We start from the raw sequence: 22,738 nt of genomic DNA, 5'->3' as shown, positions 1-22,738 counted from the left end.
CAGGTTACGGTAAGGTCGATAAGTCTACAGAGAAGTGTCCATCTATATCCAGCGGAGGAATCCCTTCTGCCTCAGTAAGGGTGCCTTGTATTCGACCAGTAATATTATCCTGATCATATTGGAGTATGGTGACCTCCACTTCAGGGCTCCAGTAAGCAAGTCGACCCTCATTTGAGAAAGTAGTCACAATTTCAGGAGTACGTTGGTACTCTAATCGACCAGAAAATTGCATTTCCGTACCATTAAATCGTTGCAGATCTTCGTTGGAGATAGAAAGCTGGATCCAATCTACATCATTGGGTCCCGTAAGGTAAAAGCCCTGGAGAATCAAGGAGTTATTCCAGGGATAGATGAAAGTCTCCAAATGATCATCATAGTTGAATGTGCCGTAACTGGATTGCATCTCGAATGCTCCGGTGACTTTCCTGGAACGCTCTACACAGCGACATTTTCCCGAAGAGGTTCGTACCGTGAACCCCAGGAATACCGCAGCACCTGATTCGTCGAATTCTGGAGCAAAATCGAAAGTCTCAGCCCGCAGACTCGGAACGTCTGCTACGGCAGCTGAAGCTGACCAGTAATATCCCAGGTCATCAGGTCCATTAAAACCATTGGGATTTGTTAGTGCATTGTACGCCTGATTTGGATCACCTACTACTTCTTCATAGTTGTGATAGCCGCCGGCTTCACTTGCCAGGGCTCTCCATTCGTCCGTTGTAGGTAGTTCCCAACCTTCAGGGCACGCTTCCAAAGCATCAAAATAATGATAAGTATCTTGTCCATTCAACTTCAGGTCCTCTGCCATCCAATTCATCCCTCCAAGACGGATCGTCTCATAAGTCTGACCATCTCTTTCGTCAATGATTTGACTCTTGAGAGGTTCATCGTCGGAGCATCGAAAAAATAAAACACTGATAAAGGCCAGTAAGCAGATTCTCATTTTAGTCAGATTGTTTGTATAAAAATAAGCGAATGATGCATAAAAGACGTACTGATATATTCGTAATGCTTTACGAAGACAGAAAGAACATGCTTACCTGGTAGCTAAATCCAATGGTCACAAGCTCCGAAGTATAGATGAAGAAAGCTGCATCTATCCATAAGAAGTGGGTTTCTACAAATAAGAGGACGCCTAGCCGCTCGCACTAGCCCCACCCAGTCAACCTGATAACTTCCAGCCTTGTTCGGCATTCCCTTCATCACAGTAATTATCTTATTTGTAGCAACCTTGAAATTGATGGTAAGAGAATCTGATCATGGTTTAGGGAAAAAGGATTCCCATATGATTACCAAGTTATTCTTGAGATAAAATTCTAGTTTCTTGTGCAATCCAGAGACGCCTGGTTGGGAGTGACGGGAGTAATTGCACAACATCTGCTTCTAGAAAACACTAATATTGTATTCTGGAAGGCATGGAACTCATACCCCTAATATCGCTAGGATTATTGCTGGGCTTATTTTTTGCCGCACTTCGGCAAAAGCAATTTGCGCTGGCGAGTATGTGGTTCATTTTCAGCCTAAGCCAGGCCACTTTTCTTCCATCACCGGTTCTGTCTCAATGGATGTTGCTGGTCCTTCCAATTGGCTTCCGGTTCTATCTCCTTCAGTTTTTTCAAAAACCCCTCAAATGGCCCAGAGAACTGATCAATGTGTTGCCTTTTCTATTGTTGGTTATCGCATCATTTTTGGTTACGGGATATCAAATACTTATCCTGAAATTTGCATTTACCTGGGAAACATGGAGATCGCTTCGGTTATTGACAAGCACCTATCGCCAGAAGGGCATTTCGACATTTGGAAATGGCTCGAAAATCAACTGGATCAATGCCTTAACGTTCTTTCAATTGGTGTTGCTGGCTTTCTTCTGGTTAGAAGTACCGCTAGCATTTCTTACCGTCCTGGTCCTTGTCTTTGTTCTGATCAGTAGCTGGCACTTTGCCAAAGAGTCTTCCTTTGAATCCTTTGCTGCTACTACCAAATATGCCAAGTCTACACTACTCACTCCCGATAAAGCACGGTTATTGGATACCCTGGAAATCGAATTAAAATCCGGCACTTATTTCTTGCAACCCGATGCGTCGCTCAAAGGATTGGCTAAGCTTTTGGGAACTTCTAGCCACAACCTGAGCCAGCTACTCAATGAATCCAAAGGGGTCAGTTTTTTCGAACTACAAGCCTCTGTTCGAGTGCGGGAGGCTAAAAAAATGTTGCAAGACCCCCAGATGCAGCATCTGAAAATCGAGGAAATTGCCAATCAGGTGGGGTATGCCTCCAAGTCGTCATTCAACACCACCTTCAAGAAAATAACGGGCAATACTCCCTCCGAATATCGGGATTCAGACGTTCGATTTGATAAGGTCGAACGTTCACCTGATGTCTTCGAACCTGGAATTCAGGGCCATAAGGATACTTTCGAGTTATTAAAACACGCAAGTATCATGCTCACAGGATTTTTTAAGATTTACTATCGAAACTTACTTCGAAACAAAGCTTTTAGCTTCATCAACTTATTTGGATTAGTGCTGGGATTCACCAGCATCCTTCTGGTTTGGGTTTACCTCCGCTTCGAACTTTCATATGATCAGTTTCACAAAGACGCGGACAATACTTATCGCGTGGCGATCCTCAATAGTAGTCCGCAAACCCGGACGCCTCATCCGCTGGCACAGGCCATGGTAGATGAATTCAGCCAGGTGGAAGCGGCCGTCAGTCTTTCGCCGATTTATGGCCCGGGATTGACGTTACAGGATAATTTTATTCGCAATCCCAGAGAGGATGAATGGATCAAGCAACCGGGAGGCTTTTATGCAGACAGTACCTTCTTTGATGTGTTTGATTTCAAATTGACTGTGGGCAACCCCAAAGAAGCACTCAGTGGTGTAGGTCATGTTGTGATCAGCGAAAGTCTGGCCCAAAAGTTTTACGGTGATGAAAACCCGTTGGGCAAAGCAATCGAAGCGGGTACCAGTGGATTCAAAGGGGTGATCAATGGTGTTTTTGAGGATCCGCCTGCCAATTCACATTTCCATCCACAATTTCTGGTTTCTTACATGACCATCAAGTCCATGAACCCGGATGATTTCTGGTTCAAGTGGGACGATTCGGGCCATTTCAATTATGTGAAACTCCAGGAAGGGGCAAACCCCAAGGTAATAGAAGCAGCCTTCCCTGATCTGTATTTGAAATATGACCTGATCAATCAAGACATTTACGAACGATGGAAAGAAGGAGGAACCTATCTTGGGTTGCAGCCCATGACTTCCATTCATTTGAATTCGGATATCCGATGGGAGCTGGAGCAAAACAGCAACATGACCTACATCTATATCCTGCTAGGAGCAATTGTTTTCATTGTTGTGATCACCTGTATCAATTTCGTCAACCTCAGTACGGCACGTGTGGTGGAGCGCGGTAAAGAAATTGGTATTCGAAAGACTCTGGGCGCGCGACAGCTTGCGGTTTCTTCTCAATTTACCATGGAGTCTGTTTTCTCCTGTCTGTTGGCATCCATCCTGTCCTTTTTGTTGGCCCTTTTGCTTTTCGAAGAGTTTTCTGCATTGGCAGGACGCGACATTCCTTTGACTTATCTCACCGATCCCACGCTGATCTTCACATTTTGGGGATTGGTACTGCTTGTAGGATTAATTACAGGAATTTATCCTGCAATTTCTGTCACTCGAATCAAGTCCAGTGAAATTCTCAAAGGCAAGCTGGCCAATCAATCCAGTGGCTTGTTTTTGAGAAGAAGCCTGGTGGCCATTCAATTTTGTGTGTCTGCCATGCTGATTTTCGGGAGTCTGGTCATCTTCAGTCAAATCGATTTCCTGGAAAACAAAGCCCTCGGTTTTGATGCAGATGAGCTAATTGTCGTTAAAATTCACACCGAGCAAGTCGAAGACCAACTGGAGGCGGTGAAACAGCAAATGCGCACCATTCCGGGAGTAATTGGTGCTGGAGGTGTATCAAGTTTGCCAGGCAGTCAGTTCAATCGCAACAGCCTTTTTACCGAAGATCAGCCTGATAATCGTGTTTCATGCTCTGAACTTCGTGTGGATTACGATGCTTTGCCATTGCTAGGTGTCCTATTGAAGGAAGGGCGTTACTTTGAGCCATCCAGAGGAACAGATTCACTTGGCACTAGTTATCTGATCAATGAGGCTGCATTGACCCAATTTCAGGTGGACAATATTTTCGAAAAGACAGTGCTTTGGGATGAAGAGGCAGGCATGAGTCGGGGTAAAGTAGTCGGGGTGATTGAAGACTTTCATTACAAATCCCTGCACGAACCAATTCGACCTTTGGCCATTAAAATCAATCCCGATGCACTTAATTACTTGCTGATCAAAGTGGAAGCCGGGACGTCCATTCCACAAGTATTAGCGGCTATCGAAGACGTTTATCTGGATTTTGAAACGCAATTCACATTCGAATATCAATTTTTAGATCAGTCGCTGGAAAATGTCTATCAGTCCGACCGTCAGGCATTTGCCGTTTTCAACCTGTTTACCACGATCGCACTGATTCTTTCGGTTTTAGGTTTGTCCGGACTGGCATATTTACTGATCAGTCAAAAGACGAAAGAGATTGGCATCAGAAAAGTAATGGGAGCGAAACTGACAGATATCCTGTGGTACGAGAGCCGCACGTTCCTTATTGGATCGGTGATCTCGCTTGTGGTCGGGTTGCCACTGGCCTACTTCCTGATGAATTTCTGGCTGGAAAATTTTGCTTATCAGATTTCCATCGGGTTGTTTCCGTTTGGGTTGACCATTCTGATCGTTCTGATACTGGTGGTGCTTTGTGTGGCCCTTTCCGTGATCCGTACCTCGCTAAGAAATCCCAGTCAGGCCTTGCGGTATGAGTAAGTTTTAAAAAATTCCGGCCGACTCAAGAATATAGGTCGGTCGGATTCCTGTGGAGCTGATCAACGTAGGCGCCTCTTCCTTGATCGTATTACCTGTTAGCACCAAAGCTGTATCCAAACCGTACTTGTTGCCTCCGATGATGTCTGTGGTTAAAGTATCGCCCACCATCAGGACTTCATTTCTCCCTGCCTCGACACCATCTTCTTCAAAATGTGCAAAAGCAAAATTGAACATTTGGGCATCAGGTTTCCCGAACTTGATGAAGTGCTTTCCCACGAGGTTTTGGATCATTTCTGCAAGACCTCCAATGGCAATGGAGATTTCGTTGCCTGAAACAGGAAATCCCAGGTCCGTATTGGCGACTATCACCGGGACATTATGAAATCTTAGCAAGTTCACCAACTTATTGATGTCCACCTGCCAGTCGAAACCTTCATCGTCCATCATGGCCACGGCAGTGATGTCTTCAATATCCTTGAGGTCTACATCACTGATGTGCAGGGCTTCTAACCCTTTGGACTCAATGAAGAACGCAGAGCTAGGAGGTCCGACGTAAACGACTTTGCCTCCTGTTACTTTGTAGCCCAGGTATTGCCTTGATAGCATCCCGGAAGAAATGATCTGTGATTCTTTGATGTTGTAATGCCCTCTTTCATGATAGGATTTCATCAATAGTTCCGGGCTTCGGGAGGCATCATTGGTCAGGATATAAAAAGGTTTGTTGTTTTCCTCTAGCCAGGCAAAGGTCCGGTCTACGCCCTCTATTGAACCAGTTGAGTTCTTCAAAACGCCATAGGCATCAAAGAAAATGACTTTATACCCCTTAGCGATTTCTTCAAAACGATCAATTTCCATATCAAATTCCCAGTTCCTTCAAGATCGGTGAAGCATCGAATTTATCAATATTCGGGAAATAAGAGGAATAAGCTTCCATCTGAAGTCGCCCGGCATATATTTCATGGAAGAAATAACGCCCGTCTTTGATCACATAATTCAAGATAAAAAACCGATACGCTTCTTTCATGAAAAGCACTTCTTGCTCTGTGAGCGGGAAAACTCGATGATAAGCTTTCAGGAAGGTCATGAACCGGGGCTCCATCAATGGGTCGATCAGATAGCTGAAAAAAGTTTTGTCTCCAGCGGAAGAACATACCCGACTGAAGAAATAGAAATCCATGATCCTCGAACTCATTCGGAACCAATCATAGTCCCATCTCGAATAGAAGTTGCCTCCTTCGTCAATCGAGAAATTGCCAATGTTCCAATCGACAAACACGGGAATGGTCTTAAAGTCATCCGCACCGAGGGCCTCCATGTTTTTGAACAAAGTGTCTACTTGCTCGTGAATGATCTGTTCATTTCCACGGTGCTCGAACTGTCCTACTTCCGTTTGAAGTATTTCCTTCAATTGATTCAGGTCGCTGCTCATCGTCTTGGACCAGAGGGGCAACACACCAGACAAAGAAGTACAGGTTTTGTGGAACTTGGCGACTTCTTCTCCCAATCTTGTGATCTGTTTTGTGGAAAGTTTTCTAGGCAGCATTTTACTGACCCGGATTGGCTTATAAAACACGACCCATGCATCCAACATGCTGTCCACATAGCGATAGGTGTACACCTGACTTTGCTTTGTAAGACTGTGGGAAACAAAATATTCATACGGTGCCGGCAGGTTTAGGGCCAGGGCATTGATCAGTGTATGATCTTCCAGGAAGTTTTCGAAGTTCCCAAAGTATGACAGTTTCCCGATCACTCTTTCTCTATTCTCCAGTTCAATCATGAAGACATGATTAGTCGAAACTTTCGCACTGATATCAGCGATGGATTTTACCGGACGACTATCACCATCATAATCACGCCAGGCGTCCCTGACGATCTCCGTAAATTCTTTCTTAAAAAACATGCCCTAAAGCGCTCGATTTGGAATGAAGGGTCAATCTAATTCTACTTTGGCACTTTAGAAAATCAGTTGTATTTACCGAGGTACAGGGCAGTCCCTCAATACCATAAAGAGAAGGTCACTCCGCTTCCGCGTACGGCCTTTGGAAGTCTTTGCTCAAATTGATAGGCTGATCACTGATTTGCATAGATTCCACCCACGGAATGACTGTTGTGAATAGAAATTTCAGCCTTAGCTTTATGGTATTGAGGTATGGCTCTATGGAAGTAAAGCAATCCACGCCGGTGGTAACAGTGGATCTGACAAATTAGATCTAACAACTTCAGCGGTTGATAGTCCTCTTCATGCTTGTCCGCTATATATTCTTGATAGTTTTGTTCTAACTAGTGCCTTCTGAAAAGAATTCACCGATCTATAGAAGATTCTGTTACGATCAGCGTTTTTCAGTTGACCCTAACCAACCCATATGAAAAGTATTTTTTCGGTTCTCATCATTGTTCTTCTTATCACCCAGGCTGAGGCTCAAAATGGCGCCTTGTCCTTTTCTGGATATGGACCTGTAGCTTTTGACAGTTTTTGGCGTATTCCGACAGTGACTTCAGGCTATGATCAGCTTACTTTCAGCACGTTTTCGAGGGCATCATTTGATGGGGTGTCCAACGAATACTTCACCCAGTATTTCCGTGCGGACATTCCGATTGGTGCGGGAAATGGTCTTTCAGTACGTTTTCCCTGGCATCGGTTCAACGTAGACCCGAACAGGCGGCTGGCGCAAGGCATGGAAGCCGAAGGATCGGAATGGGGAGACCTTGATTTTATTTTCACCATCAATGCTTTTCAGGGCTTCTTCGATCGGTGGGCGGATGGTAAATACAACCTGTTGTTAATTGGAGAAATGCATACTGCACCAACCAGTCGGGCCAATCGACAATTTACAGACACCATCAAGATGATGGGACTGGTCGGGTTTACAGGGAAATGGTCTTTATGGCGAGGGACGCTAGTGGCCAGGACTTTTGTCGGTGTGGGCGGATGGCAGGACGATGAACTACCTCGTCAGAATCATATCTTAAAAGTATCCCCTTCCATTGAATACCTCCTTTCGACTTCCTCTAATTGGGCCTGGGGAGCGAGTACAGGACTAACTGCTCTCAGAGGAGAAAAAAGAGGGGATGATGGTGTGCAGTGGCAGGCCAATCTTTTAGCTAAGGATCCAAGATCACGAACTTATAGAGTTGGCCTTGGAACCATTACCTATACCGAGGGCTCCGGTGGATTTGTCTCTCAGTTTGAAGTAGGCGCTTCCTTTCCGATTTGGTTCAAAGGTTTCCAGCAAGTGGAGGCATTTAGGGGGTCTTAAGGCACCTTTTCTACCTAGCCGATCTGCTGGCGAGTGCCCCAGGGTGCATAGATTGCAGATTTTTCTTTAGTCGATCTTCCGCAAGAGATCGTTTTAGATTGACATAGCTATCTATTGATAGAATCTGTAAATTTGAATGAATGGATAGACTCAAAGAACATCTAAACACAATTGCCAATCAACTCACCTCAGATTCTACTTTAGAAGATGTGTATGAGCAACTTGCTTTGCTATCCGATATTGAGAAGTCTGAAAAAGATGAAAAAGCGGGGCGAGTATTTACTACTGCAGAGGTGAAGGATCGTCTCAAGGAATGGGTAAGGTAGTTTGGACCAAGACTGCTCTTGATCAACTCGAAAGAATTGTAAAATACATCTCCTCAGAGCGTGGAAGCGCCTATGCCAAAATAGTGGGGACCAAAATTATTGAGAAGGTTGAGCACCTCGAGGACTTTCCTGAATTAGGCCAACGAGAACCACTCCTCCAACATAAGAAATCTGAGTACAGATATCTTGTAGCCTGGAGCTACAAAATCATATATCGGTTAACACAGAATAGAATAACTATCTCAAGAATTTTCCATACGGCTCAAAATCCGGATAAATTAAAAGGGATATAAAGCCTACTTTGTCTAGTCTTCGAGAGCCTCAGACTGACAAAGATTGAGCTAAGAAGGTTTCAGTCTGAGGCTGTCGAAGACCACCTCCGCACATACCCCAGCGTAAACCCATGAAAGTCAGCAGTGCCCCAATTCGCATTGACGTGCACTCCGAAAAAGACATTCTGTGGAGGGTTCTTGTTTGTGTTCAATAAATAGACATTCCCCCCAATTCTATTGGGAAAGAACTTGTTTCTGAATTTATCGACCTTGTTCGTGCCAGCTGTTTCGAAGTACCACAGATCGAAATAAGGTTTATGGATCGTGATGCCACTCTGTATCTCAAAACTGAAATGCCCAAGTAGATATTCCATTCCTAATGTCCAGTAAAGATGAGAAGCATTCCATATAGGTTGGTCTTCGTATTGAGCGAGTTCTCTGTTAATGATATCATCCCTGAACGAATCATAATAGCGATAAGTAAATCCGGTTTTTACTTTGAAATGCTGCTTGAAGATGATGCCCGTTTCTATGGCGAGCGAAGCAATCAATTTATTTGGGGTATCGATTGGTCTTCGGGTTCCTCCTAATTCATGGAATCCTAACCCCGGAATGACCTGCCAGAAGTATTGTTGTCTTCGATCGGGTCGAAAAGCCCAACCTGATTTACGCGCATCTACCAATTCATGTTGATTACGCTGAAAAGCGAGTGTGAACATCCCAGAATTCAGTCCGAAATTTGGAAGTTCCGTGTGGCTGTTAGAAGTATGGACATAACCCCCACCAATTCTTACATGCCATTTATTGGACAGCCAGAGGGTCCGGTACATGAACAGTTGGAATTGCCAGTTCCAGGGTGCACCAACAATTTCGTTACCCGGGTTTTGTAATGAATCAAAGGAATTGGTCACGTAGCTTCCGCCCATTCCAACCTTGAGGTAGAAAGACCTGGCTTTCTCCCGGCTCAAATTGACCATGAAGTAAGGGACCACACTGATTTCGTCACCCAGCACCGGACTCCCCGGGTCCGAATACATCAATGAGATACCAAGATTAGGGAAACGGTAGTATCCATGCCAGTGCACACTTGTGTCCTGATGGACTTTTCCGATGGAAACCTGATAGCCTGTTCGGACCGTATAATCAGGAAACCTGGACCAGTTCTTCACATTGAACCCCGCCATGACCTCTGGTTCTACATACCAGGAACTGAATTTTTTGGAACCTGCAGCGTTCTTTTGAGCCCAGACAGTACTCCACCCAAGCAGGAAAAAACAAGTAAGGAAAAGCAATGAATTTCTCAACGCGCTCATGGACTGTTTCAAGAAGCGGCAAAAATGCAATGATAGGTATTGATAGAAAAGTAACTCTACAACAAAACCGTCATTCCACGGATTGCTAATAAAATCTCAATATCCGATTCATTCCAATTGCAATCGTAGTGGAATCTGGTTTTGTTGATGAAGATTTCGAAGTGATCGACGATCAACCAAGGAATACTACCTTTGCCCCATGCCACGCATACTCGCCATTGATTACGGTGCTAAACGAACCGGTTTAGCAGTGACTGATCCTCTGCAGATCATTGCTTCCCCCTTGGAAGGCGTGCACACGCATGACTTGGAAGTCTACCTCAATAAGTACCTCGAACAAGAAGAAGTGGAAAAAGTAGTGCTGGGTTATCCTTTGGATGATGATGACCAGCCGACCAACAATACCCCGCTGGTAGAAGCCTTCGCCAATAGGTTCCGAAAATTATTCCCCAAAGTCCCGTTAGTTTTGCAGGACGAATGGTCCACTTCCAAGATGGCGGTGCAAAGCATGATTGCCGCTGGCACAAAGAAAAAGCAGCGTCGAGAGAAATTGAATGTGGATCAGGTCAGCGCGACCTTAATTTTGAAAGCGTATTTAGAAAATAGCATATGATTTACCCGATCGTATTATACGGTGACCCGGTGTTGAAGCAGAAAGCCAAAGACATTCCCGAGGATTTCAATGTAAAGGAGTTTGTTGAGGACATGTTCGAAACCATGTACGCTGCTGGTGGCGTGGGATTGGCAGCTCCCCAGATTGGGAAGAGCATCCGGGTGTTTGTGATTGACAGCACGCCGATGGAGGAAGAGGAAGAAGGCGATGGCAAAGGTTTGAAGAAAGCATTCATCAATCCGGAGATCGTGGAAGAAGATGGCGAAGAATGGGCGTTCGAAGAAGGCTGTCTGAGCATTCCGGGCATCCGGGAAGATGTCTCCAGACAGGAGACAGTGACTATCAACTACCTCGATGAAGATCTGGTAGAGCATGAAGAAACCTTTACCGACATTCAGGCGCGAATTATCCAGCACGAATACGACCACATCGAGGGTAAACTCTTTACCGAATACCTGTCTCCACTGAAGAAACGCCTGCTGAAAGGCCGTCTGGCCAATATCAGTAAAGGAAAAGTAGATGCAGACTATCGTGTGCGAATACCCAAATGATCGTCAACTCTAAACTGCCGGATGTAGGCACTTCGATCTTTTCGGTAATGTCTCGCATGGCGGCAGATCATGAAGCCATTAATCTGTCGCAGGGTTTCCCTGACTTTCCAGTACACCCTGAATTGATTGACCGGGCGCATCATTACATGCAGAAAGGGCTCAATCAATATGCGCCGGGCAACGGAGTGCCAAGGTTGAAAAAGGCCATTTCGGAAATGACGAATCGCCTATATGGCGTGACTCCTGATCCCGAAGATGAGATCACTATCACAACCGGGGCTACAGAAGGTTTATTTGCGACCATTACGGCATTGGTGGAGCGTGGAGATGAAGTGATCCTTTTCGATCCTGCTTACGATAGTTATGATCCTGCTATTCGCTTATGCGGTGGTGTTCCAGTTCATTTGAACCTGGAGTATCCATCTTTCGGAATTCCCTGGGCCGATCTTGCGGATGCCATCAATGTCAAGACCAAAGCCATCATCATCAATAATCCCCACAATCCGACTGGGAGTATCCTGAAAAAAGAAGACCTGATTGAATTGGGTAGGATTGCTGCTGAAAAAGACCTGATTGTGATCAGTGATGAGGTTTATCATAACATGGTTTTCGATGACATTCGGCATACAAGTGCTTTACAGATCGAAGACCTGAAAGATCGAAGTGTAGCTGTTTTTTCCTTCGGAAAGACCTTTCATGCTACGGGTTGGAAAAGTGGTTATACCATCGCTTCCGAAGCGATCACACAAGAAATTAGAAGAGTACGGCAGTTTGTGACCTTTACGGTGAATACGCCGATTCAATTTGCTCTGGCAGATTTCATTGAAGATCCAGCGCACTATGAAAACCTGGCGGGCTTTTTTGAAGAAAAACGTGATGTTTTCGTGAATGCGGTGAAAGCCAGCCGATTCAAAGCCATTACAAGCTCGGGGACCTATTTTCAGTTGCTTGAATATTCCGAAATCAACGATTTGGGTGATAGGGACATGTGTGAGCAGATGACCAAAGAGAATGGTCTGGCTTCTATTCCCGTGTCCGTCTTCAATCACGATGGACATGACAATCAGTTGTTACGGTTCTGCTTTGCCAAGGATGACAGTACCCTATTGGCCGCAGCCAAAATCCTGAATGAACTATGACACCTGCAGAAACCCTGAACGTTGCGTTGATCCAGGCTGACCTGCACTGGCGCTCTATAGATGCCAATCTTGCTGCCTTTGAAGAAAAGATCTGGAGTATTTCCGAGAAACAAGACCTGATCATATTGCCGGAAATGTTCACCACGGGTTTCACGATGGAACCCGAAGAAGTGGCGGAAGTCGTGAACAGCAAAACCTACCGCTGGCTGGCACAAATGGCCAAACAAACGGAAGCTGTTATGATGGGCAGTGCCATCATCAATATATCAGGCAACTACTTCAACCGGATGATCATTGCTCATCCTGATGGTTCTTTCCAACATTATGATAAAGTGCATTTGTTTACCCTGGCTGGTGAAGATGGATCTTTCTCTCCTGGAACTGATCGCACGATCTTTGAAGTGAAGGGTTGGAAATGCCTGCCTCAGATCTGTTATGACCTGCGTTTCCCCGTTTGGTCCAGAAGCCGTGGTACGGAAGAGCAGCTATACGAATACGATGTGATCATCTATTCCGCGAATTGGCCTACGCCCCGCGTGCAATCCTGGGACGCGTTATTAAAGGCAAGAGCCATTGAAAATTACGTTTACAGCATCGGAGTGAACCGTGTTGGACAAGATGGGTACGGCAAGGATTACAACGGCCACTCGGCCATCTATGACTATCTCGGCAATGCCCTGAGCTTTATGCAGGATACCGAGCAAATAGGATTAGTCCAGTTGAAACGATCCGAATTGAATACTTACCGTGAGCAGTTTCCTTTCCAGAAGGATGGGGATGCATTTACATTGAGCTGATTTAGTTTTTACCGTCATTCCGGTTGTAACGTAGTGGAGTACCGGAATCTCACGGATTTTTAGCTCTTATTTGTATCGTCACAAACTTTCGGAAGAAAAGACGTTTGAGATGACTCACACGTCGACTAAGTATTCACATAAACATCTCTGAAAGCCTTCAATAATTGCTGTCAGCCTCCTGTCGTATAGCTGTCATGTTCCTGTCTGGGGTATTTTCAGTCCAGTGAAACCTTGCTATATACTTTTGCTCCATAATTATTCGAAACATGAATCCTGATACAATTAATCTCAGAGAAATTAAAGAAATGCGACTGAACCGTCATTGGTCGCAAGAGCAGCTAGCGGAGATGAGCGGGTTAAGCATCCGGACAATACAGCGCATCGAAAATGGAGAAAATGCCGGGTTGGAGTCTTTGAAAGCTTTAGCCGCAGTTTTTGAGACTGATATTGTCGATTCTGACAAGAAAGCAGAAATGGAACAGGTTAGAAAAGAAGAAGCATATATTGAAAAAATTAAAGGGATGTACGGACTTATTGCATTGGCCTTATTCAACTTAGGACTTGTCATGTTCAACGCGATCAAAGATTCGTCAAACTGGGGTTCTTTTTTCGCTTATGCGTTCTTCTGGGGAGTCATATTAGCAGCGTATTACTATGAAGCGTTCGGGTTCTTTGGAGAGGAATGGAAGAAGAAAATGATTAATAAGAAATTTAGGAAGAAGTGATCAGTTGCTGCACAAAGCCTTGTTTCAAAGTCCACCGAGTTAGGTGATTATCAATCGATAAATAGTCTCTTCCATAGGGGAAAAATGTCCATGCCTTAGTTCCAATTATCCATTCCGATGGCCTCAGTTCTTTCAGAATATTGCATCAGTTGAAAATTTATGAAGATAATAGCAAGCTGGATTTTGAAAGAGATATTCTTAGCGGCACGCGCTTCCGTGGTTTTCAACTCAGATTTATTCAATCTCAAACAAAAAAGTGGAAAAACATGGATAATGAAAGATTTGGCTTACTGGTCAAAATGAAAGCAAAGCCAGGTAAAGAACAAGCGGTGAGAGACTTTTTACTTGGCGGTCTTCCTTTAGTACAAAAGGAACCAGACACACAATCGTGGTATGCCTTTCAGGTTGATGAAAATGAATTTGGAATATTTGACACCTTTAGTACGAATGAGGGAAGACAAGCACATTTGGAAGGAGAAGTAGCGAAAGCTCTTTTGGCAAATGCGGATGACTTACTAGTTGATTTTGAAGTTAGTGTAAGGATTCAGCCTGCAAACTTACTCGCAACCAAGCTTTCTAAAGAAGGTGAAAATAAAGGGTTGTTAGTCATCATGAAAGCCAGGAAGGGTAAAACTCAGGAGGTGGAGAAGTTCCTTTTAGCGGGAGAAGAGTTAGTGAATGACGAAACTAATACCCTATCCTGGTATGCAATGCAGCTTAACAATGATACCTATGCCATATTCGACACTTTTGCGGCAGATGAAGGCAGGAACGCCCACCTAAATGGAAAAGTGGCAGCTGCCTTGATGAAAAGTGCGCCTGAAATTTTAGAAGGGTTTGGTCAACAAGCCATTCAGATGATTGACATATTGGCCTCAAAATAAATGGTTACTTTAGAAGGGAAGTGAATTCACTCCCTTCTTTTCTAGAAAATGGCACAAATCATTATCGATAAACAAACCGGCGAATTGGCATTCAGGCTTGAGCGATTCAACAGTTTATCTCATTTCGATCATGTTCAAAGAAAGAATTATTACTCATTGATCATTTTAAATACAGGTAGTTTTAAACTTCTTGTAGATGTTTCAGAGCATGAGCTTGATGGCAATTACATGATTTGTATTGGTCCCTATCAACCTCATATGATCACTTCTGACAGTCATTGTTCTGGCGTTCTTTTGAATTTCCATCCAGATTTTTTCTGTACATATCGTCATCAAAATGAAGTGGAAACGGAAGGGGTACTTTTTCACAACTTCAATCAGCCTCCCTACTTTAAAATTGATCGTATAGACACCTTTAATAGCCTGATTGATCAATTATCAAACGAAATGAAGAAAGAGGGTGTTGCCCAGCATGAGGTATTGGTTGCTTACCTAAAGATTTTTTTGATCGAAGCGGTAAGGCAAAAAATGCAATTTGATGAATTTAATCCTTCGAAACCGTCCGGACACCAATCTGAAATCATGCAAAACCTCATCAATTTGATTGAAGATAAATTTTGTGAAATACATGCACCTCAAGATTATGCAGACCTACTCTGTATGAACTCAAAGACATTAGCGAAAATTTCAAAGAAGTATCTCAATCAAACATTGACTGATTTAATTGTGGGTCGCATTGTAATTGAGGCGAAAAGAGAACTTTACTTAACCTCCAAATCCGTGAAAAGAGTCAGCGCAGAACTTGGTTATCAGGACGAATTTTATTTCAGTCGTTTATTCAAAAAGAAAGTAGGTGTATCTCCGGATGTTTATCGCAGGACGGTAGGTTTTGCGAAACTTGAAAAAGGTTAATATATGAAGAGTAGGTTCCAAATTCTTTCCAAAAGCAATCTTTATGGACGATTATTAGCCTATGTGATTTTGATGCAAGTAGTGGTTGTGCTGGCTTCTGAAAGTACATTCTTAACAGGTGATATGAATGGTCCTAAATATGGAGGCGCCATTTTTTCCATTTTGGATGTAGTCTTCTATTTGTATTGTATACAATTACTCAAGATGCTGGGACGTCAGGATTTGCTCATTCGTACGTTACAGGTCTATGCCGTTTTGGGGCTTATTATAGGACTGAGTGTAGCTTACCCGTTTGCAGATATTTATTCACCGACTCAGAAACAAATACTGTTTCCGCTTTTTCATTTGTCAAACCTGATCGTTGATGTCATCTTTAGTTTCTACATCCTGAAGGATATATTCCAGTCACCTGAGACGGAGACAGATCATATTTGGGGTGCTATTGTGGTTTACTTTCTCATCATCCTCTCTTTTGCAGAAGTCTTCGAATTGATTTTGTTATTGGGAGACCATAGCCTCTTGGGGCAAGCCTATGAAATTGGATATCCAAGTTATATACAGGCGTTGATGTTTAGTCAAAACTCCATTGCAGGCATTGATACCATGTATCCTGATGCTCACAACTTAATGAAGAAAATAGCGAACCTTGAAAATATTTTTGGTAATCTGTTTTTGACGGTTATTCTTGGCAGGCTTCTTTCAGTGCCTCTCAAAAAGCTGGTTTCTAAAAAATGATCTTGGATTGTGTCTGCGCTTTGGTATGGTTTATGACTTAAGCCACCCTCATCAGCCATGCCGCACTTTATAGCTCACTACCTTGCCGTTTTCGAGTTCCAGCATTAGTGAACCTGTGTCAATCCCATTTCTTGTCATGCCCAGATAATAATAAAAATCAGCATTGGACTTTCTGGAAGGCTCGCCCAGTAGTGCGATTACTACATCGGTCGACATACCAACGAGTTCGTAGTTTGTCGTTAAACTGTGGGTCATGTCCCATCTCAAGGACATGGTGTCCTCTGATTCTTCCCAATTCTTCCACTGTTCAGCGTCGAATTCAATCCTGTTTTTGTAGTTCTCTATGTCTGGTCCCAATATTACATACAGACTAAAACCAAGATAGCTAATGATTACAACAACAATTAAACGACCAAACTTCTTTGGAGCATTCATATCTATTTCAAATAGTGAAGCGTATACAATTCATCAATTCGCAATGATCACTTTATGTGTGTATGAATTATCTGAAGTGGTGACTTGCAATAAGTAAACACCATTTTTGATCCCTTCTGTATTGATCACAATTGTTTGGTCATTGGTATTTTTTGCCAGTACCATTTTCCCTGAAAGGTCTACGAGCGCTATTTTTTTCCTGGAATGACCATTCGTTTCCACGGTAAGGCTCCCAGTAACCGGGTTAGGCCATACTTCAGCTAATTGTTGAGTGGGTGTACTTAGTGGCTTTTCTTCTATGGTAAAAGATCCCTGCTTCGAAAGAAATATCCCTTCGTAAAATTCACTTTCTTTTAAGATGATCGACCAATAATACTCCCCTATATCATCAAATAAGGCAACACTTTCACTGGTAGATAGGGAGATTGTATGATCTACGTTTTTTGCTTCGAAATCAGGGATAATCTTTCCACGTTCATCCCTTGACTTGCCAATGATCAACCTTGCTTCACTTTCCATGTCAGAAAACCACTCAAAATCACCAATCTGGTTCAACGAAACAATGCCGCCATTCTCAGGAGATAGTAATTCAAAGCTGTAAGAAACAGGATCACTCCACTGACTGGTATCAAATTGATGGAATGTTGCAATTCTGAAGGGTGTAGTAGTCACTTCTGTTGGCGGGTCACCATCGTAGGTTGAAATTTTCCTACCATCATCTAAAAGGTAGCCAAATGTCGAACCTGTCGAATTCCAACTGGTTTGGACGATCCATTCATAGTCTGTTTCATGGGAAATATGAAATGCTCTCTCGTTTATAGTGGGCTGTTCAAGCCATGTTCTGTATTCGGCTTCATTGGAAATGAAGTCTTGATCCTCCCTTGAACCTACAATTCTATAAACAACAACTTGATTGGGTGTGGTCAGCGTGGTGTCCGTGAAAGAAGTTTGGTCAGTTTGATGAATCGTCTCAAAATCACCGAATTCGATACTTCTTTGAATATGGAATGTTTGATAAACCTGGTCGGTGTTCCATTCCAGATTTGCTGAATACTTGCGTTTTTGGATACGAATACTTCGATAGGATGACTCTCAATGCCAATTTCTAAAGATACGTTACTGATAGATCCGTCAAGCTTATCCATATCCACAGTTAAAGTCCAGGTTCCAAATGACTCTTCACCGATGAGGGTTGATAGTGGTTCAAAAGGTTTTAATCTAAAATTTGGGTATCGCGGCAATGGGTTATAAATGCATGCATTGTAATGATCTGGTAATCCCATGTCGTTAAACAAATCATAATAGGTGGTATCACTTACAAAGCCCTCATCGTCATAGTACCTGGTGTTAGATATGCTGAAGAGCTCGTGATTTTTGGATAACCTGATCTTCGTCCCTGAAGGTGAAATCAATGAGATGAAACCATTGAAACCGTCACCACTGGTACAGCGAAAGTACTGGTTAATCGTATAGCCTATATTTATGTCTCTGACTATCCCAAGTTCCCTTATTTCAAAACTGACTTTTGCCTCCTTCCCCCAGAATGGATATTCGCCTACTTCAAACGTATCACCGATTTCATCTTTGAATACGACTATTCTGGTAGAATCAGTAAAAAAATGGCTCTCCAATTCATATTGTGTGGAATCGTTGGATGAGATGAGTCTCCAATGATATTCCGTATTTTCCTCTAACAAGGTCATGAGGTCAAGCTGCCCATCGAAAATGGGGAGCCTGACTTCCAGGCTATCCGGAGGGCCATAGTTATCCTCAATTAAATATTCTTTATAGTGAACGATTACAGTATCCAAAATCAAATTTTCATAAAGGCTATCAGTGGCCACCTGTAATCGATTTTGAAAGGTGGGATCCAAATCACTTTCCCAGCTAAAACGAGTGACTTCATGCTTGCCATAGACGGCTCCTTCATCCGGGAAGATTTGTTGATGCTTAATTGAAAACTCCGATTGTAAGGAGCTATTCCCCAAAAAATCGGCACGCAAACCGGTAATCTCAATATCAAGATGAAAATCTCCTGTATCTACGTGTAGAGGTGTTTGAAACGTATAGTCGAATCGAGATCGTGGAAGAATAACCTGATCGATCTGTTCAGTAGCTATCAATGAATCATTCAAATAAAAGGATGCCTGGAAATCGGACACTTGATTCTTGCCATAGTTGATCAACGAAATGGTCAAAGGATTATGACCGATCAATAGGTTCTCAAAGTCCACCATCTCAATACGGTGAAGGTGCAGATCAATATTTTCGATTGGCAACAAGTAACTTGGCCTGTCGGATCGTAAAGAGGTTCCGGTTTGAAGCATACCATGATGCATGTTGCTTGTTCTATCCCTTATGGTGGAGTTATCTATGGTGGAAAAGTCCCAGGAAAGCATCAGGTTACTTTCAAGTCCGGTTGGACTTTGGTGTCTGAAGAATTGAATTTCATTTTGATCCAGTGCTTCCCCCCAAACATTAAAATTGCTGAGTTTCCCGTTGAACCCATCACCTATTCTTTGGTCTGATCCTCCGATCGTCACCCTATTGTCAGCTTCCCAGTCGCCATCGTCGGTCTCATATGGCTTTTCCGCAATAAGCTCACCATCGATGTAAAGCGATATTGTTTGTTTTTCCACGTCTAAAACGCAAGCATAATTAACCCATTGGTAGGGAGTCATTGGGGTTAATATCGTGGTGCGAATACCCACTCCTCCAGGAATCGTCAGTCGTAAGTTTTGATCAATATAAGTGTAGTCTAATATAAACCCACCGATTCCAAAGATTTCATCCCCGGCGTACTCAAATGAGTAAGAAGAAAATAAAGAATCGTAGATGGATTCTTTTAATTCCTCGTATCCCTGAAAAAAAAAGTCACCCATTACGGTAATGCTGGTTGGCTCAGGTAATAGCTCTCGCGGACCGTCAACAAAACTGTACCCATTAAGAAATACGGATTGGGCATTCAGTTTAAGAAATGTCAGTATAAAAATTCCAGCCCAAATTGTACGTCTCATTTTTCGATAATTGTCTTTGATTCTATTGTCAAGCCAGAAGTGTGACTAGCTGTTTGTTGCTTCTAAAATATCAGATTCTTATGCTGTTTACAAATTTTCTTTAATTGCTCTTTTTCCATTGTTTTCAGATGATCTTTTCTTGATTTTGAAAATTAGGTTAGCCGAACATTGGTTGAACGCAACCCATGCATTTTGTAAATCTTGTTGGCCGAATTGGCTCAGGTGTGATCTGGTATTTTTTTCAATTTTGATAAGATCATCCCAATCAAGGAAATCGGTTGGTTTCATTTGGATTTTGGACATCCTGAGGGTTAAAAGATTAACTGACAACAGTTTAGTCACGGATTTAATGAAGAAAGCTTTGTCCAACTCACCTAATTCCAAAATTTCGACTTCCTTATTGAGGTCACTTCTGATCTGAGCCAGGTCTGATTGTAAGTTTTTAATATCATCTTCAATAGCCTTCAGATCTGTGTTATGGTCAATTATTTTTACCAGTAAGTCAAAAAAGCCATTCATCCAATCAAACATGGCAAATTGAAGGTTTTGGATGGTTCTGATCTCTTTCAATGTTTGGAAAACTTAAAGCTCTTGTGAAATACTGTTTTAGCGTCCGTTCTTTATTTTGTAATAGTCGCCATTTTTCAGGAAATAAGCGGTGAGCCCAAATTTTGATGTCCAGAATATTTCAACAACTGAACTGTCGGTCTGGTGTTCAAGAGGAAGTTCGGTTTTCACTTGCCAATACTCCTTTATCTGTAAATCAGTGAAGAAGTCATCATTCTGTTTATTAGGATGTCCATCTACTCCTGCATAAAAATCTCTAAAATCGAAACCAACATTATACATGTTTTTATCAGGTATTGGGGTTTTTACAATCGTGATTAAACTTTGATCAATTTCTTCTGCTGGTTTATCCTCGTAATGAGAAATTCCTGCAACCCATTTGTTCTTAGGTACATGCTTGATTTCAACAGATTGTCCTCGTACGGGAAACCCCATGAATCCTCCACATTGTTGAGAAGAATCGATTCTTGAAACTGTTAGTGTGTCATAGTCTCCGGATTTACTTTGGTAATAAATCGTGTCTCCTATATTGTAATGACCAAATAGGGCTATTTGGTCTTCAGAAAATTCAAAGTCTTTATCACTGAATTCACAACAACTTGTCGTGATTGAAAGTATCCATATGAATGTCCAAAATTTCATTTTAATGTTCTTTAGCGCTTGATATCAGGATTTTCCAACAAGTTTAGATTCATTTCAAAACTATAAAGGCTCCAACGTAAGAAATTAGCCTTTGCATGCCAATTACTGAATAACAAATTTATCAGCGTTATCAAATTGAGTTGCAGGTACTCGCCTGCCCCAATAGCGCAGGGCTAAGGTGAAAGGATGGGTTGGGTGGGGCGTCTTTCTGGCCAGGAAAACCCTGATAACCTGGTTATTCCATTTTAGCAATACCTCTCTTCGGCCTTTTCAATCGTGGAATTTGAGCCCGTTTAAGGCTTTGTTCACTTTCTTGTTTTCACCGTAAATGACAATTCCCGCCAGGTCCTGGGACTCATCGGTGGTTTTGCCTATTTCCAAATGGTTTTCCACTTCATTTTTTGTCAAAAAGAGGGGTGATGTAAAAACCCCAATATGTAAATCTCTTTCTTTAGCTCTTCTAAATGCCCGATCTAATTGAGATGGGTCATCCGCCTTGTAAATGAGCATCGGCTGTTTGATAAAGGGAAGAAACTCAGAATTGGATGCGTTCACAAACGGCTGGCCATGCGTCTCCGGGAATCGGACCGCAACGGAACTAGCAAGGAAAGAGGCGACATTCAGTTTTTGCCAATGCTGAAGATCGTCTTTGATCACGATGGCAATCTTATTTTCAAAAGGCATTCGTCAAGGGTTTAGTTTTAGTTCCATTTGAATATTACATCTTTCATAGGGTGTGTTCCGTCCAGTGATCTTTTTGAATCCCAGTTTTTCATAGAGGGAAATTGCCGGTGTTAAAATTGTATTGCTTTCCAGATACAGGTAAGAGGCATCTAACTGCCTCGCTTTTTCGATGACCGCTTTTCCTAATAGAGATCCAATGCCTAGTCCTCTTGCTTTTGCAGAAACGGCCATTTTGGCAAGTTCATAATCGTAATTTTCGTCAGACATCTTCAGTAAAGCACACACGCCCAAAACGACGTTGTTTTGTTCGGCAACAAGAATTTTTCCTCCCTTCTCTAAGATGTGTTCCACCGGCTTGTCCAGGGCTTGTCTATCGGCATCCTCCAGCCGGAAGTATTGGTTGATCCACGCTTCATTGAGTTCCCGAAAAGCCGAGTGATGTTTCGCTTGATAATCCACTATTTGAACTGTCGCTGATTCTCTCATTTTCTTCTCTTCCAGTACCCTGGCGTAAAGGGTCTTCTCATTGAGAATGTATTCGAATTCCTGAAGAGCGAACCAAATATTGTGCTTCGAATTTTTTAGCATGTTGTCAATGGCGTTCTCCACATCGATGTACTGTGCCTTGATTTTAATGGACAGCTCCACACCTTTCTTTGTCAAATGAATCAGGTTTTTGCGCCCATCGTTAGTATCTCTCTGTTCTTGAACCAGCTGATCCTTAGACATTTCTCTTACAATCTTGATCACTGAGGGATGTGAATGACCAATTTCAGTGGCAATAGCTGTAATGGATTTTCCTGATTTTTCATTTGACAGAAAATAGAAAACTGGAAACCATTTTGGCTTAAGTTCAATGCCGTAAGCATCGTAGATCTGCTGAGCATCTTCCGTGACCTTTTCGCTCAAAAACCTTAACCTGCTGCCCAATGCCATTTTACCTATTGCTTCGAAATCCATATATGTTAGCGGTTACGTAACTAGTTACAAATATAAGGAAA

At 42.8% G+C, this 22,738-nt stretch carries 22 protein-coding genes; 11 read left to right on the top strand and 11 right to left on the bottom strand.

The window, feature by feature from the left end:
• Nucleotides 1–4: 4 nt before the first annotated feature.
• Complete coding sequence (locus R8G66_29100) at nucleotides 5–940, bottom strand: hypothetical protein (protein MDW3196468.1); 936 nt, start codon at nucleotides 938–940, stop codon at nucleotides 5–7.
• A 472-nt stretch (nucleotides 941–1,412) separates the two neighbouring features.
• Here R8G66_29100 and R8G66_29095 point away from each other — a divergent pair, with 472 nt between their 5' ends.
• Nucleotides 1,413–4,865 (top strand): FtsX-like permease family protein, encoded by a 3,453-nt coding sequence (locus R8G66_29095; GenBank protein ID MDW3196467.1) that lies wholly within the window; start codon nucleotides 1,413–1,415, stop codon nucleotides 4,863–4,865.
• Nucleotides 4,866–4,868: 3 nt separating this feature from the next.
• Here the strand turns inward: R8G66_29095 and R8G66_29090 are convergent, their stop codons facing one another.
• Together R8G66_29090 and R8G66_29085 are read right to left on the bottom strand one after the other, a co-directional pair.
• Nucleotides 4,869–5,720, bottom strand: coding sequence for an HAD-IIA family hydrolase (locus tag R8G66_29090; protein ID MDW3196466.1), 852 nt, complete (start codon nucleotides 5,718–5,720; stop codon nucleotides 4,869–4,871).
• 1 nt (nucleotide 5,721) lies between these two features.
• Nucleotides 5,722–6,768 (bottom strand): hypothetical protein, encoded by a 1,047-nt coding sequence (locus tag R8G66_29085; GenBank protein MDW3196465.1) that lies wholly within the window; start codon nucleotides 6,766–6,768, stop codon nucleotides 5,722–5,724.
• A gap of 463 nt (nucleotides 6,769–7,231) precedes the next feature.
• On the opposite strand from R8G66_29085, the gene R8G66_29080 reads away from it, so the two are divergent.
• A complete protein-coding gene (locus R8G66_29080) occupies nucleotides 7,232–8,125 on the top strand; it encodes a hypothetical protein (protein ID MDW3196464.1) in 894 nt (297 codons plus the stop codon).
• Between the two features lie 140 nt (nucleotides 8,126–8,265).
• On the top strand, nucleotides 8,266–8,451 hold the full coding sequence (locus R8G66_29075) for a hypothetical protein (protein MDW3196463.1): 186 nt from the start codon (nucleotides 8,266–8,268) through the stop codon (nucleotides 8,449–8,451).
• Nucleotides 8,452–8,803: 352 nt separating this feature from the next.
• Here R8G66_29075 and R8G66_29070 read toward each other — a convergent pair whose 3' ends face one another.
• Nucleotides 8,804–10,036 carry an acyloxyacyl hydrolase gene (locus tag R8G66_29070; protein MDW3196462.1) on the bottom strand — a complete coding sequence of 411 codons (1,233 nt, stop codon included), beginning with the start codon at nucleotides 10,034–10,036 and terminating at the stop codon, nucleotides 8,804–8,806.
• Between the two features lie 199 nt (nucleotides 10,037–10,235).
• Between R8G66_29070 and ruvX the strand changes: the two genes are divergently transcribed.
• The 8 genes from ruvX to R8G66_29030 all read left to right on the top strand — a co-directional run bounded on the left by ruvX (nucleotide 10,236) and on the right by R8G66_29030 (nucleotide 16,392).
• On the top strand, nucleotides 10,236–10,649 hold the full coding sequence (gene ruvX / locus R8G66_29065) for a Holliday junction resolvase RuvX (protein ID MDW3196461.1): 414 nt from the start codon (nucleotides 10,236–10,238) through the stop codon (nucleotides 10,647–10,649).
• The gene (gene def, locus R8G66_29060; protein MDW3196460.1) at nucleotides 10,646–11,200 is read left to right on the top strand and encodes a peptide deformylase; all 555 of its coding nucleotides are present in this window, start codon (nucleotides 10,646–10,648) and stop codon (nucleotides 11,198–11,200) included. The genes ruvX and def overlap by 4 nt, the downstream gene beginning before the upstream one ends.
• Nucleotides 11,197–12,339 carry a methionine aminotransferase gene (locus tag R8G66_29055; GenBank protein MDW3196459.1) on the top strand — a complete coding sequence of 381 codons (1,143 nt, stop codon included), beginning with the start codon at nucleotides 11,197–11,199 and terminating at the stop codon, nucleotides 12,337–12,339. Before def ends, R8G66_29055 begins: the two co-directional genes overlap by 4 nt.
• Nucleotides 12,336–13,136 carry an amidohydrolase gene (locus R8G66_29050; protein ID MDW3196458.1) on the top strand — a complete coding sequence of 267 codons (801 nt, stop codon included), beginning with the start codon at nucleotides 12,336–12,338 and terminating at the stop codon, nucleotides 13,134–13,136. Before R8G66_29055 ends, R8G66_29050 begins: the two co-directional genes overlap by 4 nt.
• A 266-nt stretch (nucleotides 13,137–13,402) precedes the next feature.
• Nucleotides 13,403–13,861 carry a helix-turn-helix domain-containing protein gene (locus R8G66_29045; GenBank protein ID MDW3196457.1) on the top strand — a complete coding sequence of 153 codons (459 nt, stop codon included), beginning with the start codon at nucleotides 13,403–13,405 and terminating at the stop codon, nucleotides 13,859–13,861.
• 149 nt (nucleotides 13,862–14,010) lie between these two features.
• Nucleotides 14,011–14,745 (top strand): hypothetical protein, encoded by a 735-nt coding sequence (locus tag R8G66_29040; protein MDW3196456.1) that lies wholly within the window; start codon nucleotides 14,011–14,013, stop codon nucleotides 14,743–14,745.
• A gap of 156 nt (nucleotides 14,746–14,901) precedes the next feature.
• The gene (locus R8G66_29035; GenBank protein MDW3196455.1) at nucleotides 14,902–15,657 is read left to right on the top strand and encodes a helix-turn-helix domain-containing protein; all 756 of its coding nucleotides are present in this window, start codon (nucleotides 14,902–14,904) and stop codon (nucleotides 15,655–15,657) included.
• A 3-nt stretch (nucleotides 15,658–15,660) separates the two neighbouring features.
• Nucleotides 15,661–16,392, top strand: a complete 732-nt coding sequence (locus tag R8G66_29030; protein MDW3196454.1) for a hypothetical protein — start codon at nucleotides 15,661–15,663, stop codon at nucleotides 16,390–16,392.
• Between the two features lie 51 nt (nucleotides 16,393–16,443).
• Here the strand turns inward: R8G66_29030 and R8G66_29025 are convergent, their stop codons facing one another.
• The 7 genes from R8G66_29025 to R8G66_28995 form a co-directional block, all read right to left on the bottom strand.
• Entirely contained in the window at nucleotides 16,444–16,827 is a 384-nt protein-coding gene (locus R8G66_29025; GenBank protein ID MDW3196453.1) for a hypothetical protein, read from the bottom strand.
• A gap of 33 nt (nucleotides 16,828–16,860) precedes the next feature.
• Nucleotides 16,861–17,499, bottom strand: coding sequence for a T9SS type A sorting domain-containing protein (locus R8G66_29020; protein MDW3196452.1), 639 nt, complete (start codon nucleotides 17,497–17,499; stop codon nucleotides 16,861–16,863).
• A gap of 251 nt (nucleotides 17,500–17,750) precedes the next feature.
• Nucleotides 17,751–19,844 carry a LamG-like jellyroll fold domain-containing protein gene (locus R8G66_29015; protein ID MDW3196451.1) on the bottom strand — a complete coding sequence of 698 codons (2,094 nt, stop codon included), beginning with the start codon at nucleotides 19,842–19,844 and terminating at the stop codon, nucleotides 17,751–17,753.
• Between the two features lie 87 nt (nucleotides 19,845–19,931).
• Nucleotides 19,932–20,414 (bottom strand): hypothetical protein, encoded by a 483-nt coding sequence (locus R8G66_29010; GenBank protein ID MDW3196450.1) that lies wholly within the window; start codon nucleotides 20,412–20,414, stop codon nucleotides 19,932–19,934.
• Nucleotides 20,415–20,450: 36 nt separating this feature from the next.
• On the bottom strand, nucleotides 20,451–21,053 hold the full coding sequence (locus R8G66_29005) for a hypothetical protein (protein MDW3196449.1): 603 nt from the start codon (nucleotides 21,051–21,053) through the stop codon (nucleotides 20,451–20,453).
• Between the two features lie 270 nt (nucleotides 21,054–21,323).
• Nucleotides 21,324–21,737 (bottom strand): DUF2000 domain-containing protein, encoded by a 414-nt coding sequence (locus R8G66_29000; protein MDW3196448.1) that lies wholly within the window; start codon nucleotides 21,735–21,737, stop codon nucleotides 21,324–21,326.
• A 3-nt stretch (nucleotides 21,738–21,740) separates the two neighbouring features.
• Nucleotides 21,741–22,697, bottom strand: coding sequence for a bifunctional helix-turn-helix transcriptional regulator/GNAT family N-acetyltransferase (locus R8G66_28995; protein ID MDW3196447.1), 957 nt, complete (start codon nucleotides 22,695–22,697; stop codon nucleotides 21,741–21,743).
• Between the last annotated feature and the right edge of the window lie 41 nt (nucleotides 22,698–22,738).

The organism is Cytophagales bacterium (assembly GCA_033344775.1).
GTDB lineage: Bacteria > Bacteroidota > Bacteroidia > Cytophagales > Cyclobacteriaceae > JAWPMT01.
The sequence above is the reverse complement of the archived record's forward strand: the minus strand, read 5'-3'. Positions and strand labels throughout refer to the sequence as shown.

What these genes read in the sequence shown, in the direction of transcription:
- R8G66_29100 (MDW3196468.1), bottom strand. Translation starts at nt 940, where the DNA reads ATGAGAATCTGCTTACTGGCCTTTATCAGTGTTTTATTTTTTCGATGC.
- R8G66_29095 (MDW3196467.1), top strand. Translation starts at nt 1,413, where the DNA reads ATGGAACTCATACCCCTAATATCGCTAGGATTATTGCTGGGCTTATTT.
- R8G66_29090 (MDW3196466.1), bottom strand. Translation starts at nt 5,720, where the DNA reads ATGGAAATTGATCGTTTTGAAGAAATCGCTAAGGGGTATAAAGTCATT.
- R8G66_29085 (MDW3196465.1), bottom strand. Translation starts at nt 6,768, where the DNA reads ATGTTTTTTAAGAAAGAATTTACGGAGATCGTCAGGGACGCCTGGCGT.
- R8G66_29080 (MDW3196464.1), top strand. Translation starts at nt 7,232, where the DNA reads ATGAAAAGTATTTTTTCGGTTCTCATCATTGTTCTTCTTATCACCCAG.
- R8G66_29075 (MDW3196463.1), top strand. Translation starts at nt 8,266, where the DNA reads ATGGATAGACTCAAAGAACATCTAAACACAATTGCCAATCAACTCACC.
- R8G66_29070 (MDW3196462.1), bottom strand. Translation starts at nt 10,036, where the DNA reads ATGAGCGCGTTGAGAAATTCATTGCTTTTCCTTACTTGTTTTTTCCTG.
- ruvX (MDW3196461.1), top strand. Translation starts at nt 10,236, where the DNA reads ATGCCACGCATACTCGCCATTGATTACGGTGCTAAACGAACCGGTTTA.
- def (MDW3196460.1), top strand. Translation starts at nt 10,646, where the DNA reads ATGATTTACCCGATCGTATTATACGGTGACCCGGTGTTGAAGCAGAAA.
- R8G66_29055 (MDW3196459.1), top strand. Translation starts at nt 11,197, where the DNA reads ATGATCGTCAACTCTAAACTGCCGGATGTAGGCACTTCGATCTTTTCG.
- R8G66_29050 (MDW3196458.1), top strand. Translation starts at nt 12,336, where the DNA reads ATGACACCTGCAGAAACCCTGAACGTTGCGTTGATCCAGGCTGACCTG.
- R8G66_29045 (MDW3196457.1), top strand. Translation starts at nt 13,403, where the DNA reads ATGAATCCTGATACAATTAATCTCAGAGAAATTAAAGAAATGCGACTG.
- R8G66_29030 (MDW3196454.1), top strand. Translation starts at nt 15,661, where the DNA reads ATGAAGAGTAGGTTCCAAATTCTTTCCAAAAGCAATCTTTATGGACGA.
- R8G66_29025 (MDW3196453.1), bottom strand. Translation starts at nt 16,827, where the DNA reads ATGAATGCTCCAAAGAAGTTTGGTCGTTTAATTGTTGTTGTAATCATT.
- R8G66_29015 (MDW3196451.1), bottom strand. Translation starts at nt 19,844, where the DNA reads ATGAGACGTACAATTTGGGCTGGAATTTTTATACTGACATTTCTTAAA.
- R8G66_29005 (MDW3196449.1), bottom strand. Translation starts at nt 21,053, where the DNA reads ATGAAATTTTGGACATTCATATGGATACTTTCAATCACGACAAGTTGT.
- R8G66_29000 (MDW3196448.1), bottom strand. Translation starts at nt 21,737, where the DNA reads ATGCCTTTTGAAAATAAGATTGCCATCGTGATCAAAGACGATCTTCAG.
- R8G66_28995 (MDW3196447.1), bottom strand. Translation starts at nt 22,697, where the DNA reads ATGGATTTCGAAGCAATAGGTAAAATGGCATTGGGCAGCAGGTTAAGG.